Annotated in this window: 16 protein-coding genes; 7 read left to right on the forward strand and 9 right to left on the reverse strand. The window is 54.3% G+C overall.

Annotated elements, in window-relative coordinates:
• Positions 1 to 2: 2 nt before the first annotated feature.
• From COMA1_RS11540 to COMA1_RS11550, 3 genes are read right to left on the reverse strand one after another with little or no spacing between them, the layout of a single operon-like run.
• The gene (locus COMA1_RS11540; protein WP_090748573.1) at positions 3 to 1370 is read right to left on the reverse strand and encodes an efflux RND transporter periplasmic adaptor subunit; all 1368 of its coding nucleotides are present in this window, start codon (positions 1368 to 1370) and stop codon (positions 3 to 5) included.
• Positions 1371 to 1372: 2 nt separating this feature from the next.
• Positions 1373 to 2155, reverse strand: a complete 783-nt coding sequence (locus COMA1_RS11545; RefSeq protein ID WP_090748575.1) for an efflux RND transporter periplasmic adaptor subunit — start codon at positions 2153 to 2155, stop codon at positions 1373 to 1375.
• Positions 2133 to 3707, reverse strand: a complete 1575-nt coding sequence (locus tag COMA1_RS11550; protein ID WP_090748577.1) for a TolC family protein — start codon at positions 3705 to 3707, stop codon at positions 2133 to 2135. Before COMA1_RS11550 ends, COMA1_RS11545 begins: the two co-directional genes overlap by 23 nt.
• Before the next feature lie 353 nt (positions 3708 to 4060).
• On the opposite strand from COMA1_RS11550, the gene COMA1_RS11555 reads away from it, so the two are divergent.
• The gene (locus tag COMA1_RS11555) at positions 4061 to 4306 is read left to right on the forward strand and encodes a hypothetical protein (protein WP_141654317.1); all 246 of its coding nucleotides are present in this window, start codon (positions 4061 to 4063) and stop codon (positions 4304 to 4306) included.
• Between the two features lie 51 nt (positions 4307 to 4357).
• Positions 4358 to 4720 carry a response regulator gene (locus COMA1_RS11560; RefSeq protein WP_090748581.1) on the forward strand — a complete coding sequence of 121 codons (363 nt, stop codon included), beginning with the start codon at positions 4358 to 4360 and terminating at the stop codon, positions 4718 to 4720.
• 56 nt (positions 4721 to 4776) lie between these two features.
• On the opposite strand, the gene COMA1_RS11565 is transcribed toward COMA1_RS11560, so the two are convergent.
• The 4 genes from COMA1_RS11565 to dinB all read right to left on the reverse strand — a co-directional run bounded on the left by COMA1_RS11565 (position 4777) and on the right by dinB (position 10968).
• Entirely contained in the window at positions 4777 to 6219 is a 1443-nt protein-coding gene (locus COMA1_RS11565) for a high affinity choline transporter 1 (protein ID WP_090748583.1), read from the reverse strand.
• Between the two features lie 42 nt (positions 6220 to 6261).
• Positions 6262 to 8613 (reverse strand): acyltransferase family protein, encoded by a 2352-nt coding sequence (locus COMA1_RS11570; protein WP_141654318.1) that lies wholly within the window; start codon positions 8611 to 8613, stop codon positions 6262 to 6264.
• Positions 8614 to 9093: 480 nt separating this feature from the next.
• Positions 9094 to 9492 carry a hypothetical protein gene (locus COMA1_RS11575; RefSeq protein WP_141654319.1) on the reverse strand — a complete coding sequence of 133 codons (399 nt, stop codon included), beginning with the start codon at positions 9490 to 9492 and terminating at the stop codon, positions 9094 to 9096.
• 381 nt (positions 9493 to 9873) lie between these two features.
• Complete coding sequence (dinB, locus tag COMA1_RS11580) at positions 9874 to 10968, reverse strand: DNA polymerase IV (RefSeq protein ID WP_090748589.1); 1095 nt, start codon at positions 10966 to 10968, stop codon at positions 9874 to 9876.
• Positions 10969 to 11440: 472 nt separating this feature from the next.
• Here dinB and COMA1_RS11590 point away from each other — a divergent pair, with 472 nt between their 5' ends.
• The 5 genes from COMA1_RS11590 to COMA1_RS11610 all read left to right on the forward strand — a co-directional run bounded on the left by COMA1_RS11590 (position 11441) and on the right by COMA1_RS11610 (position 14049).
• A complete protein-coding gene (locus COMA1_RS11590) occupies positions 11441 to 11629 on the forward strand; it encodes a hypothetical protein (RefSeq protein ID WP_090748593.1) in 189 nt (62 codons plus the stop codon).
• 502 nt (positions 11630 to 12131) lie between these two features.
• The gene (locus tag COMA1_RS11595) at positions 12132 to 12338 is read left to right on the forward strand and encodes a DUF1059 domain-containing protein (RefSeq protein ID WP_086425849.1); all 207 of its coding nucleotides are present in this window, start codon (positions 12132 to 12134) and stop codon (positions 12336 to 12338) included.
• Positions 12339 to 12434: 96 nt separating this feature from the next.
• Positions 12435 to 12869, forward strand: coding sequence for a hypothetical protein (locus tag COMA1_RS11600; protein ID WP_090748596.1), 435 nt, complete (start codon positions 12435 to 12437; stop codon positions 12867 to 12869).
• A 7-nt stretch (positions 12870 to 12876) separates the two neighbouring features.
• On the forward strand, positions 12877 to 13731 hold the full coding sequence (locus COMA1_RS11605; RefSeq protein ID WP_090748598.1) for a class I SAM-dependent methyltransferase: 855 nt from the start codon (positions 12877 to 12879) through the stop codon (positions 13729 to 13731).
• Between the two features lie 3 nt (positions 13732 to 13734).
• Positions 13735 to 14049 (forward strand): TfoX/Sxy family protein, encoded by a 315-nt coding sequence (locus COMA1_RS11610; protein ID WP_090748600.1) that lies wholly within the window; start codon positions 13735 to 13737, stop codon positions 14047 to 14049.
• Between the two features lie 172 nt (positions 14050 to 14221).
• Here COMA1_RS11610 and COMA1_RS11615 read toward each other — a convergent pair whose 3' ends face one another.
• Positions 14222 to 14464 carry a hypothetical protein gene (locus tag COMA1_RS11615; protein ID WP_090748602.1) on the reverse strand — a complete coding sequence of 81 codons (243 nt, stop codon included), beginning with the start codon at positions 14462 to 14464 and terminating at the stop codon, positions 14222 to 14224.
• 473 nt (positions 14465 to 14937) lie between these two features.
• Positions 14938 to 16566 carry an MFS transporter gene (locus COMA1_RS11620; RefSeq protein WP_090748605.1) on the reverse strand — a complete coding sequence of 543 codons (1629 nt, stop codon included), beginning with the start codon at positions 16564 to 16566 and terminating at the stop codon, positions 14938 to 14940.
• Between the last annotated feature and the right edge of the window lie 7 nt (positions 16567 to 16573).

Below are 16573 nucleotides of genomic sequence, written 5' to 3' on the forward strand. Positions count from 1 at the left end.
CTTTACCAGCCTATCCATTGCCGAAGCGCGGTGATTGGACGGCGCAGGAGCAGATAGGCCAGCGGCCCTTGCTCGCCATAGACCTTGGCCGTGCCCTGCCATCCAATGCGAATACGGGGATCCGGTGTGGCGAGCTTTGCGGTGACCCGGTACGCCAGGACGTCGCCGGGCAGAACCTCAGCGTGGTAACTGGCATGGACGACGGTCGCAGGAAACGATTCCAGTGCGAGCGCATTGAGGAAGATCAGCGCCTCGGCGCCTTCTTTGAGCACAATGGCATCGGCTACCGGCAGATCGATGCGCAGTTCGATCTGTTTGGGATCGGCGATCTCCATGATCCGCTCCCCCACAGTGACCGGCCGGCCGATCCAATCGGACTTGTCTGAATACAGCAGCAACCCGGCTTGGGGAGCGATGACCTCGACCTGATTGAGCATTTCTTTCGCGTACTGCAGCTCGGTTTGTCGAAGATCAACCTCCGCTTCTTTCAACGGCACCTCGGCTTTCCGTTGTGGATCGCCGAACCCTGCTTGGATGGATTGACTGTGCTCCGCCCGTGCGACAGTTAATTGTTTTTCCGCGACGAGGAATTGGTTCCGTAGCGTCGTATCTTCATACCGAAATAGTACCGTGCCGGCTTGCACGATTTGGTTCGGAGGCACAAGCACATCGGCGATCACCCCGTCGATGGGGGCACTCACGACGATGGGATCTTTGGCCATCACTTTGACCGGCGCCACGGATGAAATTCGGATCGGAATGCACAGCGCGGCGACGATGGCGATGGGAATCAACCACCAGGTCGGCTTCTTGATCTTCTTCGACCAACTTCGCTCCTTCTTCGAGAGGGCCTTCCACGCATAGGCATAGCTCCCCGCCAACCGATGGACGATGGCGACATCGTTCTCTGCCCACGGGAAATCCCGCTCGAACCACCACACGCCTAGCAGGGTTTCGTCAGGATGTTGTAACGGACACCAAAAGACTTGCCCCTTGACGAATTCCCGCCAGCCACTGCGGAGTGATTCCGGCAGCAACTCTTCCGTCACGACCATCGGTTGCTCGCTCGCGGCCCCGGCTTGGCGCAGCGCTTGCACCGCCTCTTCAAGCCACACGATCACTGGGGCATCGCGATCCACAACGGCAACGCTTGCTGCGTTCAGCAGACGATACGCCTCGCCCGTCGCACCGGAATTGCTGAACAGAAAGGCCTGATCGTAGGGAATCAGTCGCCGCGTCTCGTTGACAGAGAGAAACTGTAGTTCTTGAATGGTTTTCGCCGCCCGGACCTGCCCCTCCAAATGCGTCAGGGCCGCCAGGTGAATCAGTGCCGGGAGCTGCTGCGCGGTCGGTTCGGCCGTCGTTGCCATCGCTAGGGCTGCCCCATAAATTGCGCGGACCCGCTCATCCCACTCAGGACGTCTTTGGGAAGGGTGTCGAACACTCCGGTCACTTTCACGGTCTGACTCGCGGCATCGACCGCCGCTCCGATTTCCTTGACCTTCGCTGCATAGCCCAGGCCTGTCTCATCTACGATAAAAGTGAACCGTGCCTGCCTCTTAAGCCACGCCAACGCCGTGGACGGCAAGACCAGTTCAATCTCAAGACTCCTATCATCCAGGACACTCAGTAGTTTGTCGTTGGGGAACACGTTCTCGTGTTCATGCACCATCACATCGACGATACGCCCGGAAAATGGCGCGTCCAGATGGCACCCACGCACATTGATCTCCGCGATCCGCCTTGTGGCATCGGCCTTTTTGGCATCGGCCTCCGAGACCTCCAGATCCAACGTACTGACTGCATTGAGTTTGGCAAGCTCCTTATTGTTTAGAAACGTTTTGCTCTTCCCTTCGTACTCCGCAGCAGCCGCCGCCAATTCGGCCTGATACTTGTCACACTCCAATTGCACCAGTGTTGCCCCTTTGGCAAATCGCTGTCCTTCTTTGTACGGAACTTGATTGACCCGCCCCTGGATCTGGGCATAGAGCACGGCCCGTGAAACCGCCTTCACAATTCCCCGAGCCACTCCCACGTCCTGCTTTGTTCCCTGTGCCGATCGGTCTCCTTTCGACCACCCCGTCGATGGAACGCCCATCGTCATTGCGGTCAGGAGCACGGCTGCTACCACACTAGTGTGCTGCCGGTGTCGCATGAGGCTCCGTTCTCCTTTCTCCTCCCGACATCGTGAACCCACTGGGTTCCCAATACTCCCTGATCGCTTCCGTTAGTTGTGCCACACTTTGTTCAGCTATGCTGGAAGGAACCGCTTCTTCCCCCATGGTGGCCATCAGGGTGGCGTAGGCCGTTTCCAATCCGGCTCGCGCCGTGTCCAACCGGACATCGGCAGCGACATCGTTGGCTCGTTCTCGAATCAGTGTGAGATCGTTCGTGCGCTCAGTCAGCCACAAGTTCTTGGTCTGCTCCACAATTGCACTCTGTGTCTGCTGGTAATTCCTCGCATCCTGATATTCCTGCTTGGCCAGCACAAACTGTGTTGCGCCAACATGGACCTCCGTCAGAATGGACATGCTGAGCGCCAGGCTTTGGACATCCAGCATGTGGCCGTTTGCTTCGATTGCTTTGAGTTTGGCCGGCGCTCGAAACACCGAGAGCAGATTCCAGCTTGCCTGGGCGGCATAGCTGAGCCAATTCTGATACAAGAGGAAACTGTTGCTGTTATAGTAGCCGCCGAGCGAGACCTTGAGGTTCGGGAATAATTCCAGAAACACCGCTTTGGCTTCCTTGGCGTTAATGCGCTTCTTATAGTCGATGGTGCGCAACTCTGGTCTGAGCAAGAGTGCCTGCTCTTCCATCTTCTGACTATCCAAGTTGACGACGGGAATCGCGGTTTCTCTGGGAGGTACGACCAGATCAAACGACGTTCCGGGCGGCAAGCCGATCATGGAAGCCAGCTGCAGCTTCGCAGTACTGAGTTCACGAAAGAGTCGCCGCACTTCACGCTGGATATTGAGCAAATCTCGTTGATAATTGAGCGGCGTCAACGGCGCCTGAAGTTTCTGGCCGACAATCTGCCTGGTACTCTCCAGGGCTTTACTCACGGAATCGTCCAAGAACTGAATTCGAGGAAGCACCCGTTCCGCACTCACCGCCCGCCAATAGGCCCCTCTGACATCTTGGATCAACCGCACCGCCAGACGCCGTTTTTCCTCTTCTGCCACCAGCACATTGTCGGCTGCCTGTTGTGCGCGTACGAACGACAGGCCAAAGTCGAGCACATCCCAACTTAATGCAAGGTTGCCGGCCAGGACGTTCTTTTCGGATGAGGTGAAGGGTTCGATCGCCTGGCGCCCCGTGAGAATCGATTGCCCAACTCCGCCGGCAAAATTATTCCGTCCATCGAACCCGGCATTGGCGGCGACTTGCGGGAGGAGTGAATAGTGCGCCACGTTCAACTGCTGATGCGCCAGTTGGACTTGAATCGCTTTGACCTTCGCATCCAAGTTGTATTTGACCGCCCGTGCCATCGCCTCATACAGATCAATCGGCCCAGCAACCGGCTCGTCCACAGCGGAGATGGCAAGAAAGTCCTTGACCGCTCGAGCATGGATTTCTCCATTCTCCATCGGATGTGGCTTGATCAGACAGCCGCCCATCGTGAGCAGTATCATCACGGTTACGACAGCCCGAACGGCGGTGCGCATCGTTTGTAACTGACCACGTCGCAGCAGACAGATTGCCTGCACGATAATCCTCCCTGTAGACCAGAGCCCTGTGCAGTACCGATATCGGCTCAGCCTGCAAAGAACTTGATCAAACGGACGGAAACGGGCTTAAACTGTGATGGGATAATGAACAACCCAAATTATTCAACAAGATTGGACACAAATGGTTCTGTTCCCCCATACCGCTGGTATGTCCCCTCTCGCCCTCAGAATCGGTAGTAGAAGGCTTGGCAGACCCCATGAACAGTAAGCGTGCCTCCCCTGGAGCCCTGCTTCCGGAGTACTCCATTGGTGTCTACCTGTCCCTCGGCTGCTTGGCTACGCTTCTTCTAACAAGGACCAGCTGCTTCACCCCTTTAACCGGGAGAATGACCATGAGCTGCACACGTTGTCAGGGATTGATGGTGAGAGAGCATTTCTTGGATTTTGACGGTACTATTGGACATATGTGGGCCAGCGGCTATCGTTGTATGAATTGCGGCAATGTCCATGATCCACTCATTGAGGAACATCGCCGGACGAGGCCACACCCAGTACTCACCGGCTCAACCGATGAACTCGATTATGCTGAAGAGGAGTTTGATACGAATACGCATTCCGTCATGAAGCAAGCGGCATAGCAGAGTCTGACGGGATTGCCTGTGCATCCATCTGGCCACGGGGAGAGCAGCATGGCTTCGATCTTGATTGTCGATGATGACGATTCGGTCAGAATGCTCTTGCGTCACATCCTTGAAGGAGACGGGCATCAGATCCGAGAGGCCACAAACGGTCACGCAGGGCTCACACTCTATCGAGAGAGCCCCGCTGATCTGGTGATCACTGACATCTTGATGCCTGAACGCGATGGGATGGAGGTCACGCTGGCATTGACTCGAGAATTCTTGGACGCGAAAGTCATTGCCATGACCGGCGCAACCGGTGATCAGAACTTTTTGAACGTTGCGAAACTCTTCGGCGCCAGGCGGGTGATCCAGAAGCCATTCTCGCCAACGGACCTCCTCCGTGCCGTGCGATTCACACTGAGTCATTAGCCTGCCCGATAGAGCACTGACGAGGAGGCAGCATCCGTTCAAGAAACAGCCGACTGTTACTTTCCCTCCGCCCTCCTCAGAGGAGTTTTGTGTTGAGCCGTTAGAGACGGCAACAGCGATCCAATAATCATTCCAGCCCCCGCTACCACAAACCCAACCAGTTGCGGAGGCCATACATCGGTCGGTTCACTCACCAGTTCCAACAGCAGCCAACTCATAAGGCCGGCGACGATGGCGCAACAGGCTCCCTGTGCCGTTGCTCTCTTCCAGTACAGTCCCGCAAACAGTGGGATAAAGGCCGCTACCAACGTGACTTTGTACGTGCTCACTACAAGCTTGTAGATGGTCGCATCAGACCAGAGCGCAATGACCAACACCAGCAAGGCAAACGCCACCAAGACGATGCGCATCAGGCGCAAAAATTCTGAGTCATTCAGATTATGAAACAATGGCTTGAGCACATTTTCACTGAGCGTCACCGACGGCGCTAGTAAGGTCGCGCTTGAACAGCTCATCACTGCCGACAACAGTGCCCCGAAAAAGATCACCTGTGCAACCATCGGAGTATGCTGCACAATCAATGTCGGCAATACCAGCTGCGAATCCTGCTCCATCAAGGCCCCAAACTTGGCAGGGTCCACCAACGTGGCCGAGTACGCAAGAAACATCGGGACAAAGCAGAATGCGAAATAGAGCCCGGCCCCCAATAGCGCCCCCCGCACGGCGGTCTGCTCATTCCTCGCCGAGGTGATCCGCTGAAAGACATCCTGCTGCGGGATCGATCCAAGCATCATGGTCATCCAGGCTCCAAGAAATGGAATCCACTCCCTGAGCGTCGGCGGCGGAAACAGGTCGAGCTTACCGGCCTCCGCTGCATGGGTGATCACCGCTGACACACCACCCGCCAAGTCTCCGACGATCGTCGCTATGTAGAGGAGGCCTCCCATGATCACTGAGATTTGCACAAAATCGAGAACGGCGACTGAGAACATCCCTCCAAAGGTTGTATAGGTCAGCACAATCGCCGCGCCGATGATGATCCCAACCGACTGACTGACCTCACCTTCTGTCACCACATTCAAGACCAGCCCCAGTACCTTGAATTGGGCCGCCACCCACCCCACGTACGAGGCGACGATGCAGAGCGTGCAGAGGACTTCGACCGTACGGTTGTACCGATAACGATAGTAGTCTCCGACCGTCAGTAGATTGAGGCGATACAACCGAGGAGCAAAAAACAACCCAGCCAGCACCAAGCACATGCTGGATCCGAATGGATCGGCCACGACGCCGCGAAGCCCCTCTTTGACGAATGTGGCAGAGATGCCCAGCACGGCTTCCGCACCGAACCACGTCGCAAACACAGTGGCGATGACCACCGGCAAGGGCAGACTCCTCCCAGCCACGGCAAAGTCCTTGGAATTTTGCACGCGTGTCGCGGCGAACAGTCCAATGCCGATAGAGAGGAGGAGATAGAGGGTAACAAACCAGAAGACCACGCGGGCAGAATACGGCTATCTCGGCTTGCAATCAATTGTTAATCAAGAAACCTGCTGGCATTGAGAAGAACTGCTCGAGCATCTCGGTTGACGCAGGAGCGACAGCAATTCCACCTCTCTCTCGAAAGATTCCGAGCTGGGAGCAACCAAGGGATCGTTGACCTCGATCACCGTAGCCGGTTGATCTTGAGAAGTGGGACTCCGCGTGAGGCTCCACTGACTTCTCACTGTGACTTGTGATCCATCCCGACGCACATGGATGAGCTGCCCTACCCACCTCCCCTTTGCGCGAAGCTCCTCTTGAATCACATCAAGCGAAACAGGGAATACCGTCTTGAGCAGTCGATGGGAAGTGGTCCCCAAGACATCGTGAGGTTCCCATCCATACAGAGCCTTGGCCTCAGGACTCCAGTATCGGATAGTACCATCTAGGTTGCGGACCATGAGCGCCTCGTTACCAACAGTGCTGGCGTCGCCCGCTGTATCCCATCCCCGAGAAGGGGGGGCAGTGTGCTCTCGCGTCAACATGCCATGTGTCAATTGCGCGACGAGGACGGAACCTGGCGTGGTTAGATGAAGTCTATCTCCAAAATACACCACCCCGTCTTTCACCACATCACACTGAGATCGATCGCAGAACAACTGGGAGATATCGATAAACTCAAAACCAAACTTTTCAGACTCTTCAGAAAGGGCGGCATTCACAGCATCTAAGTCGTCCGTCCCTAACTTGAGAGTCTTGGGAATCCCTTGCTCAAACATCTCAAGCTTATAAGTATACCGCTGCACGTCGGCTGAGAGCCGGGCGACCTGAGAATAGATGATGACTCGATGGTCCTTCAATTTCTCAAATAACTCAGCGAGTTGAAGTCGAAATTCTTCGTTGCCGATTTTTTCATACAGCCGCAACCAGTTGGATGACACAATAATTGGATCCAATTTATGGTTAGGGACATAGTCATTCACAAACCAGTCGTAAAAATCAGCACACCGCCCCTCCGTCACACGCACGGCCCAGCAAGACCCACCTGTTAGTTGTATGATGCGATCCTCACCAAGCACACGTACAAGCCCTGGGTATAATTGGGCAGCGAGGCTATCTCCATACAATACAAATCGATTCGAGGGTCGGGACGTACCATCGTGTGTCTGAACGGAGGATGCCTCTGATGCCCCGTCACAGTGGTTCTGCAAGAGCGTAGTATAGGGCTGGTCCACTTCAAAAAAACATGTATAGATTCGCCATTGCGCTTCCATGTCTGTCGCGAGCTTAGTTTTCCCTTCCACGGTAGCCAGCTGCAAACCGACAGTGGAAACCACGAGCACCACCGCAGAAGCCAACGACACTCTCCACAGTAATTGTTTCGAGATGAGCGCCCCACGACGAAACGGCGTTTCAACATACCGCCACGTGACATAGGCGAGACCGAAGGCAAGAGCGACAAGGCCTGCGACAACCACTTCATCAGGCTCAGTCAGGCTTCGATGGCGGGCAAACGCCAACAACGGCTGATGCCATAAGTAGGCACTGTAGCTGACCAGCCCCACCCCAACGAGCACTTTACTCATCAACAACCGCCCAACAAATGTGTCCGGCAAGGCAAACACGATTATTAACCCGGCACCGACTGTGGGTATCAACGCATACACACCAGGAAATGGGGTCTCTTTGCTGAGAGTCAGGACTCCGACAACGATCAATCCGAACCCAATGAGACTGAGCACTTGTTTGAGAACCAGAGGGATCCGGTCACGCTCGTTCGTTTCCAGGTAGAACGCGATAAGGGAACCCACGGCCAATTCCCATGCACGAGTCGGCAATAAAAAAAACGCCGCGACCGGTTTCGCGCTGCTCAGATACACAGCTACCGCGAAGCTGAGGAGCGCCACAACTGCCACAAGTTTTACAATTCTCCTTCGCCCCATGCGCCAGGCAAACATCAGAACGAGTGGAAATAGGACGTAAAACTGCTCCTCTACCCCCAAACTCCACGTATGCAGCAGCGGCTTCAGCTCTGTACCGGCATCGAAGTAATTACTGTGCTGCCAAAAAAAGATGTTCGACGCAAACACCAACACCGCGATGGCACTGTTCGCAAACTCTATCGCGTCGCTCGGCATGAGCCACAAGCAGGCAAAGGGTAAACACACCGCCATGACGAGATACAACGCGGGCAGAATACGCCGGGCACGTCGTTCATAAAACTTCAGCAGTGAAAACTGACCGGCCTCAAGTTCCGCCAGAATAATCGTAGTAATCAAGTACCCGCTGATGACAAAGAACACGTCCACGCCTATAAAGCCCCCACTGCAAAGCTGAACACCGGCGTGGAATAATATGACGGGCAGGACGGCGATGGCCCGCAAGCCATCTATTTCAGGACGGTAACGCATGTCAATGATGTCACTGCCAATTGAAGCAAGCGAAAGCACAGCCTTCAGTCATCGGTCAGCATCAACCCCTAGGAAGATTTGATCCACTCTGTATATTGTCATCCAACTACTCAAACGCTGGAGATCCAACAAGTTTCCATACACAGTTGTAATACTAGCAGACTTAACATCATTTGCTGCTGATCCCTTGCACTGCCGTACAAGCTCGCGCTCATCAATACAACGTCCCAATCTTCTTGACTCTCCGCCACACTACCAACGCGCTTCCCTCCTCTAATTTACCAGAAGGCCGCATGAAGAACCATGCCCTGTTGATGCTGGTGATGGAGTTTCATCGATGGCCAGCAACAGACGGCGCCCAGCTCACCCCCCCTGCCAGGTGGGGAACTCCCGCGCATTTAGAATCAGAAGAAATCTGTCGAGACGCGAAAATACGCTGACTGGCTTGTTCTTTCTTGAGGCGGAGCCTTGCGGATCTTCTTACTGCGGGCTGAATGCCCAGTATCGAGATGTTCCCAGTAGGAGGCGACAACCGACTAGAAAGAGATTGCCGTGTGACTCAACGGGCAGGATCTTGCTCCACTGAACTTCATAAAGATTCACGGCATATTCCCACCGGGGCTGAGGGACATGAAGTTCCAGAAGCTGTTGATTGCCTGGCTGGCTACCCATTAATAGGAGAATCCCACACGCACTGCGGTTTAGACTGTAGACCTCTCCCTGTTCGATCATGAGCCGCTCACCTTCTATCGATTCGCAGAGACTGTAGGCACAAACCTTGGCCCCTTCAACCCGTACCTCTCGCCGGCGATCTGAACGTAGGCCCTTCGATTCTTTACTGGTAGCCACCGATAGAACTGTGAGATTCAGATTTCCCATATTGGCCATCACTCGCTTTTAGAGACGTTTCCCCTCGGACATCGCTTTATCACACAACAGTGTGCATGTTGAGCAAGTGTCGTACCTGTGAAACGTTCTTGGATTCCCCTACAATGATTCTACTGAAGTATTGCGGGGATTGCCTACTTCGCCTTGCGTTTTCTTTCATAAGGCTCCATCCATAAAGCGAAGGGAAATGAGTTCACTCTTCCGGTGGATTACCTTCCCACTTCATTGATTCTTCTAGATATTTTCAAATGAAGGAAAAGGCACACACAATTAGACGTATGACCACGCTAAAAAAGCGCCGCTTTCCCTAAATGAATTCACGCACCACCAGAAATGACTTCGGGCTTGTCCCTCTCACTCACTTGCCCAGAATTAGACCAGAGGGATCGAGCACACCAGCTTTTCCACGCGAATGCCAAGCAGGCGAATGAGTTGACGATGAGGATTTTCGCGACGGTCGAGGAACGGCATGAGTAACCTCAAGACCTCTCGGCGCAGCGTTGCCATATCGCCGGCTGGTTCCGCCATCGTATGGGCACGTGATGTAGTTTTGAAATCGGCGAATCGGACAGTCAGAACAACTGTCCGAAATGACTGAAATCCCTCCTGCTGCAACCGCTCCACCACACCCTGGCCGAGAAGTTCCAGTTCCATGAGTAGTCGCTGGCTATCGAGTGTATCGGCCTCGAAGGTATGCTGCTCGCTGATTGACTTGATCTCAGCATATTCTTCAAGCGGGGTAATATCTCGGCCACGAATCTTTTCATAGAGATCGACCCCGCGTTTCCCAAGCAATTCATCGAGTTGTGAGGCCGTCAACGATTTCATATCCTGTACGCACGTGAACCCTTGCCTCGCAAGCAGGGCTTCCGTCTTAGGGCCGATGCCAGGGATGGCCCGCAGTGGAAGCGGTGCCAGAAACGACTCGACTTCCTCCTCACAGACGACCGTCAGCCCGTCCGGCTTTGACATCCCCGATGCAATCTTGGCGATCAGTTTGTTCGGCCCGATACCGACTGAGGCTGTCAGCCGTACTGCCCTATGGATCGCAGCCTTCAACTCTCGGGACAGCGATGTTGCGGCTCGATAGGACTCCGTGAAACTCAAGTCACCATAGGTTTCATCGATGCTCGCCTGCTCCACGACGGGAATGAATCGCCTGACGATACCCATGATTTCATCTGAGACACGCGCGTACTTGGGCATATCGACCGAGACAAAAGCGACCGCCGGCCTTCCAGCCCGACGTGCAGCCTCTGACAGCCGCCACGCCGTGGAAATCGGTGTCGCCGAATGAATCCCGTACGCACGCGCCAAATAGTTCGACGTAGACACCACTCCGCGCCCCTTCCCACCCAGAGGGTCTGCCCCAACTACCAGCGGGATACCTCGAAGGGCGGGAGTATCTCGCTCCTCAATCGCCGCGAAGAACGCGTCCATGTCTAAATGGGCGATAATCCGAACCATCTTTTCCCCAGCTTCATTAAGAAGAAGCCCGCTATTTCCCCGTAGATTTTCTCGATCAACCTGACGTACAATTTCTTGCGATATTACTGCTGCAAGCACAAAGAAAAGCCGATATACCGACTGAGTCTGCTAGACCGCTAACGAAAGGTAGCTCCCGTGGCCATTCGCTGGTTTAACGTAATCGGATTTGTGATGCTGTTCAGTACACTCTTTTTCAATGAGGTCGTGTACCTCAACGTGTGGTACGATTTCAATCTGTCCACAATATTCCCAGCGATCATTTATCTCGCTGTCGGGATATGGCTTTCCTTGCGGGGAGAACCGACTTACCAGGAAGCGCGAATATGAGTTGGACCACTCATAACCTTCAAGAACCACAATTCTGGAGCGCAACGCAACGCCATCAGCAGCAGTTCATTATCAACAGGGGCCTACTAGCTGGGCATACCCCATCACTGAAAGGAGACAACCCATGGGCCTGAGTTTCATCAATTGGATTGGGTTCGTGATGCTGGTTCTGGCTCTTATTCTGAACGAGCTATTCCTTGGGATGAACGCATGGTATGAGCTCCACCTCGGGGCCATCATCATGGGCATCGTCTATCTGGTGGTTGGAGCTTCATTGTCTCTCTGGCCAAATGCCAGCGACACAACCACCTGACCAGGACCTGACTCCCGGCTTGCTCGTGACGCCCTAAGAAGGGGGGAGAGCTTGATCTTCCCTCCTTCTCGTGTTGTGAACCGTGCCCATCTACTGGGAATCGGGAAGTCCGTGTAGGACTGTCGTCGTCTCGTATTCATGTTCTCCCAGTCCACTGAGCTTACCCCCATCACATTCGTTTGCTGCCTCGCATAACCCTTCCCTCCAGAGAGTCACCACAAGTACCCCTGTTCCTCCACCAGCAGTATGTCTTGTCCTGAGACACCCCCACACCGAGTCGGACCGTGAATGCACAGCCACAGACCCTACAAGTCAAAGCCAACGCATATCAAGAGTTGATCTCCCTAGACGAATCCACTACCATCGCAGCTAACGTGAGCCGGACGAACGATTCTATACAACCCGAGTAGGGAACGTACGGTCTTGCCGGTAGGGTCCCACAGCTTCCCGGCCATCTGTACCAATCATCACGATCCCACTCTCAAACCAGAGGAGGAGAATCATGGCAGACAAACAGTACAAACAACTCGGCTGTCTGGACGTGCAACCATCCGGGGGCTGCGGGTTCCAAGTACGGGCTGAAACAGAGGCGGAATTGATGCAGCTCGTGGCCACTCATGCGAAGCAATGCCACAAGCTGGAGTCGATCCCACCGGAAATGGCAGCCAAGGTTCAGGCAGCCGTGCAAACTGTAACAGTCAAGGTCTAGTTTGCATTTCTCGTAAGCGAAGAACCTCCCCTGTCACGTCAGGTGATGGGGTGAGGTTCTTCCTGCTTAATCAGCCACTTGGAGAAAGGACCGCATATGGGATGGAACGGGCGACTCGTATTGATAGGGCTGCTCCTGTTGAGCACGAGCGGCTGTAGTTATCTCTTTTACCCTCATGCCAAGGAGTTTACCGCAAAGGCGAAGGGTGAGACCGGCGTTGAAACACTGATCAACCTGACGACGATGGCGGAAGCGACCGCCCTGAAAGCAAAAGGCGGCAAGGGGGTCGATCAGGCGTTCGACGATCTCCATAATCAGTTTCATGCTATCGACGATAGCGTCTGCAGCATCGACAAATCGACGAGACAACAGCCGACCTATGCCTTGGCCGTCACTCACAACAAGGAACTCAAGACGATCTTCAAACGGCTTTGGAAGTTCAAGGATGAACAACCACAACGGGACCAACATCTAGACCTTTTTGTGTCCGAGCTCCAAGAGATGCGCCAGACGCTACAATCACTGAGGTAATGTCCCCATGTCGCCATCACCTGAACAGGTCATTGAGAATCAACGACAGGATTGGAACCGCGTCGCCGGCGGCTGGGAAAAGTGGGACCGCTTCTTTGACGAACAGATGGCGTTCTTGAATCATCGGCTGGTCGCCGATGCTCGGGTACGGTCGGGTATGCGCGTGCTCGATCTCGGATCAGGGACCGGCTATCCTGCTCTGCTCGCGGCACAGACAGTCGGGGCGACTGGCAGCATCACAGGAATCGATCTGGCTGAACAGATGCTCGACGCCGCGAGACGAAAAGCCGCTTCACTGGAACTATCGAATACCACCTTCCGAACGGGTGATGTCACGACGTTGCCGTTTGAAGCTGCTTCGTTCGATGCGGTGACAACCCGCTTCTGCCTGATGTTCTTGCCGGAAATTCCCAAGGCAGTTGCCGAGATCGCCCGCATCCTCAAACCGAACACCTGGCTCGCGGCGGCGGTCTGGTCTGCGCCGGATAAGAACCCGTACCTCAAGATACCCATCGACATCATCAAACAATTCATTGAGATTCCGCCACCAGATCCAACAGCCCCGGGTATTTTCCGTTTGGCAAAACCGGGGGAACTCGCGGGTATGCTGCAGCAAGCTGGATTCACGGACATCTCTGAACACGAATTTCTCGGTGATGTCCAATTTTCAGCGGTAGAGGAATATTTCTCCAGCCTGATGGACATCGCCGCGCCGATTCAAAATCTTTGGGCGAAGCTCAGCCCGGCGCAACAGACCGAGGCCAGAGGAAACATCATCCAGACGGCCGGGCAATACCAGAAAGGGTCACTCATCGCCCTACCGATTGCCGTACGAATGGTTTCGGCACGAAAGCCCGGATGATGAATGGCGGCAAAGAGTGATGGCTTCAAAGATTTTGTCCTTGATCAATTAGCGGACCTGCGAGGCGTGACTGCTCGCGCCATGTTCGGCGGGTACGGACTCTATCGCAACGCCACATTCTTCGGCATCATTCACAAAGGTCGCCTCTATTTCAAGGTCACCGAGACCACGCTGCCTCGCTACAAGGAACAGGGCATGAAACCATTCCGGCCTAATGCCAAGCAGACACTCAAGTCCTTCTACGAAGTCCCGATTGATGTGCTCGAAGATGCGGAAGCCCTGACCCAGTGGGCAACAGAAGCGCTTGAGCGAACCTGAGCTCAGGCCTCACCTCTTCCAGACCATCCGTCATTCAGCAAGACCACCTCAATAAGCTATTGTTATTTCATGGCATTTCGAGTGGCTGCGAACTAAGAAGCCGTGGGTAATGGTGTAATGAATTTCCTTCATGTAATATGCAAATCGTCCGGGAATCTCTAAAAAGCGCGTATCAAGCCGTTTTCTCAACTTTCACCGCTGCACCCATTGATTCCAACACATGACGAATACCTTCTGTGTGCTTTGCTTCAGATAAATGGATTGTTACGCTTTTCTTCGCAAAAACCTGATCTGCTAACTGCTTGGCATCTCTACGAAGCATCCCAGCTTCGACTAGCCGCCTAACAAGATTATCCTTGGGCCAACTCGCCCATTTTTTATTGTCGTCCCACCCCTGTATTTCAATCTTGACCATAAGTCACAGTATCCTTAGACCTTGAACGCGAAGTTATGGGTGTTTCGAAGATGAGGCGATCGCATCACATTCAGCGAGTTCCTGTCGTTTTTCTTTCTCATTGGGCTAATTGCCTCGCACAACTTCCTTCCGTCGTTTAACCTTCTGGCTGCCAATGCGCCTTTTCAGAATCCGAAAGGCCATTACGCTGATCTCCTATGACCTGGAGTCTATCATGACACATCCCCACGATCAGATTTTGCTACCACACTGCTACCAGGACAGGACAAACCATCTCCATCAGCATCACCTATGCCGGACTCCTGATTTGTGGTTTCTCGTGGGGTTCGGTGGTCTGAGTTATCACTAGGAGAGGGTTGTAAACCGCAGGTCAAATCCGCTCTTCATCGCTGTCCATGTACCGCAACATATTTGCCCATGGGCGTCCGTAGGAAGCGAGGCGTTCTCCCTTTCCAATTCCCGACCTTTTACGGTTACACGCTCTTAAACTTTGTGAGCCTCGCAAACAGGATCGCTGAGAAGGGAATGATCAATCCGAGCAGCAACTGCACGATCAACAGCTCGCCGAGTTGGCTGTAATCCGCAGGGGTTTGGATGGTGCCAGTGGCTTGGTCCTTGACTCCTCGTGTGACGACAAAGATCTCATTGAGATATTTCGTGCCCAATTGACCGAGCGAAAGTGCCAGATTCGTGAAAGAGGCCATCACCGCAAAGAACGTGGCTTTGAGATTCGCCGGAGCCGAGTTGGCGATCCAGGCTAACATGGGGATCATAGAAATCTGCACCAACGGAGATTCTAAGGCTGTATCGACCAAGGCAATGAATCGCGCGTCGACGATTCCACCGGTGAGGCTCGCCGTCCATTCGTGCAGTCCGTAATACATCCCCGTAATCGGTAGGGCAAGGATCGTCCCCACGATGGTCAAAAACCCGACCACGTAGGCAATCGATCGCTCGGCCATAAAGCGACGAAAGACAAACATGCCGACGAGCGCCACGATGCCGCCGATGAGTGACAGCACAGAGAGAAACTGTTGATCGAATTTGAGATCGTCGATCATCCACCACGTGGCACCAGGACCCGACCCCGGAATCGCGCGTAACGAAAAGACCACCGCAGCGGTACCGACCAACGTGAGCCGCTTATCCGGCTCCAGCTCCCGCATCAGCCGTGACATCAAGAACAGCACGATGGTCATAGAGCCTGTAAAGACGATCTCCTCCCTGTACGGAAACCCGCCGAGACCGACCGTCAACGTGAACAGCACAAAGGCCAGGCTCCCACCCAGAATCCACCAATTGGGCTTCGTCGGTTCGCCTTCCACATCACGCACGTTGACCATCTGCTCGACCTGTTCGACCGAAAACCCTTGTTGGACAAGGTTCTGCTTCTGGCTTCGCTGTAACCACCAGGCCACCCCCACACCTATCACCGAAACGAAAGGAATGACCATCGCCATCAGGTAGATCCGCTTGTAGAGTTGAATGAGCTCCGCTTGCGGCATCCCCTCGGTTCCGCTGAAGACATACACATTCACCAGCGCGACCGCGATCCCGCCACCGACGATGGCGACACGGCCGAGCGTCTGCATCGTGGTGTGCATCAACTTACGGGTCTGATCATCAAACACTCGCCCTTGCTCGTCGACGCGAGGAACGGCCTCGACCGTCATGGCATCGGCCACCGCATCCTGAACGACATACCCGATGGGAGCCAGTAACACGCTGATCACATACCAGACCTCCGCCGGCAAGATGGCGGTCATCGCCTCTCGATCACCAATCAACGCAGCCATGATGGCAAGGCTCACCGTCAATAGCCCTGCACCAAGTCCGACCAGCCAACTCTTCCACCTCCAGAGCAGATCGACCGTATGACCGATCGGCATCTTGAGCGCCCAGGGAATCCCAGCCCAGAATCCCAACGCCGCGAGGAATGAGGCAGATAAGCCAAGATAGTCTTTGACGAAAAACGTCCCGACGATCCCGGTGAGACCGGAAATCCCGTAGGCGACGTAAACCATGAGCGGTGGGAGATACGACAGCCGCATGTCGCGGCCCAGGGAAAGAATATTGCGATCGATCCACTCAGTAACTGACATAGAACTC

Origin of the sequence: Candidatus Nitrospira nitrosa (assembly GCF_001458735.1) — a bacterium.
Classification (GTDB): Bacteria; Nitrospirota; Nitrospiria; order Nitrospirales; family Nitrospiraceae; genus Nitrospira_D; species Nitrospira_D nitrosa.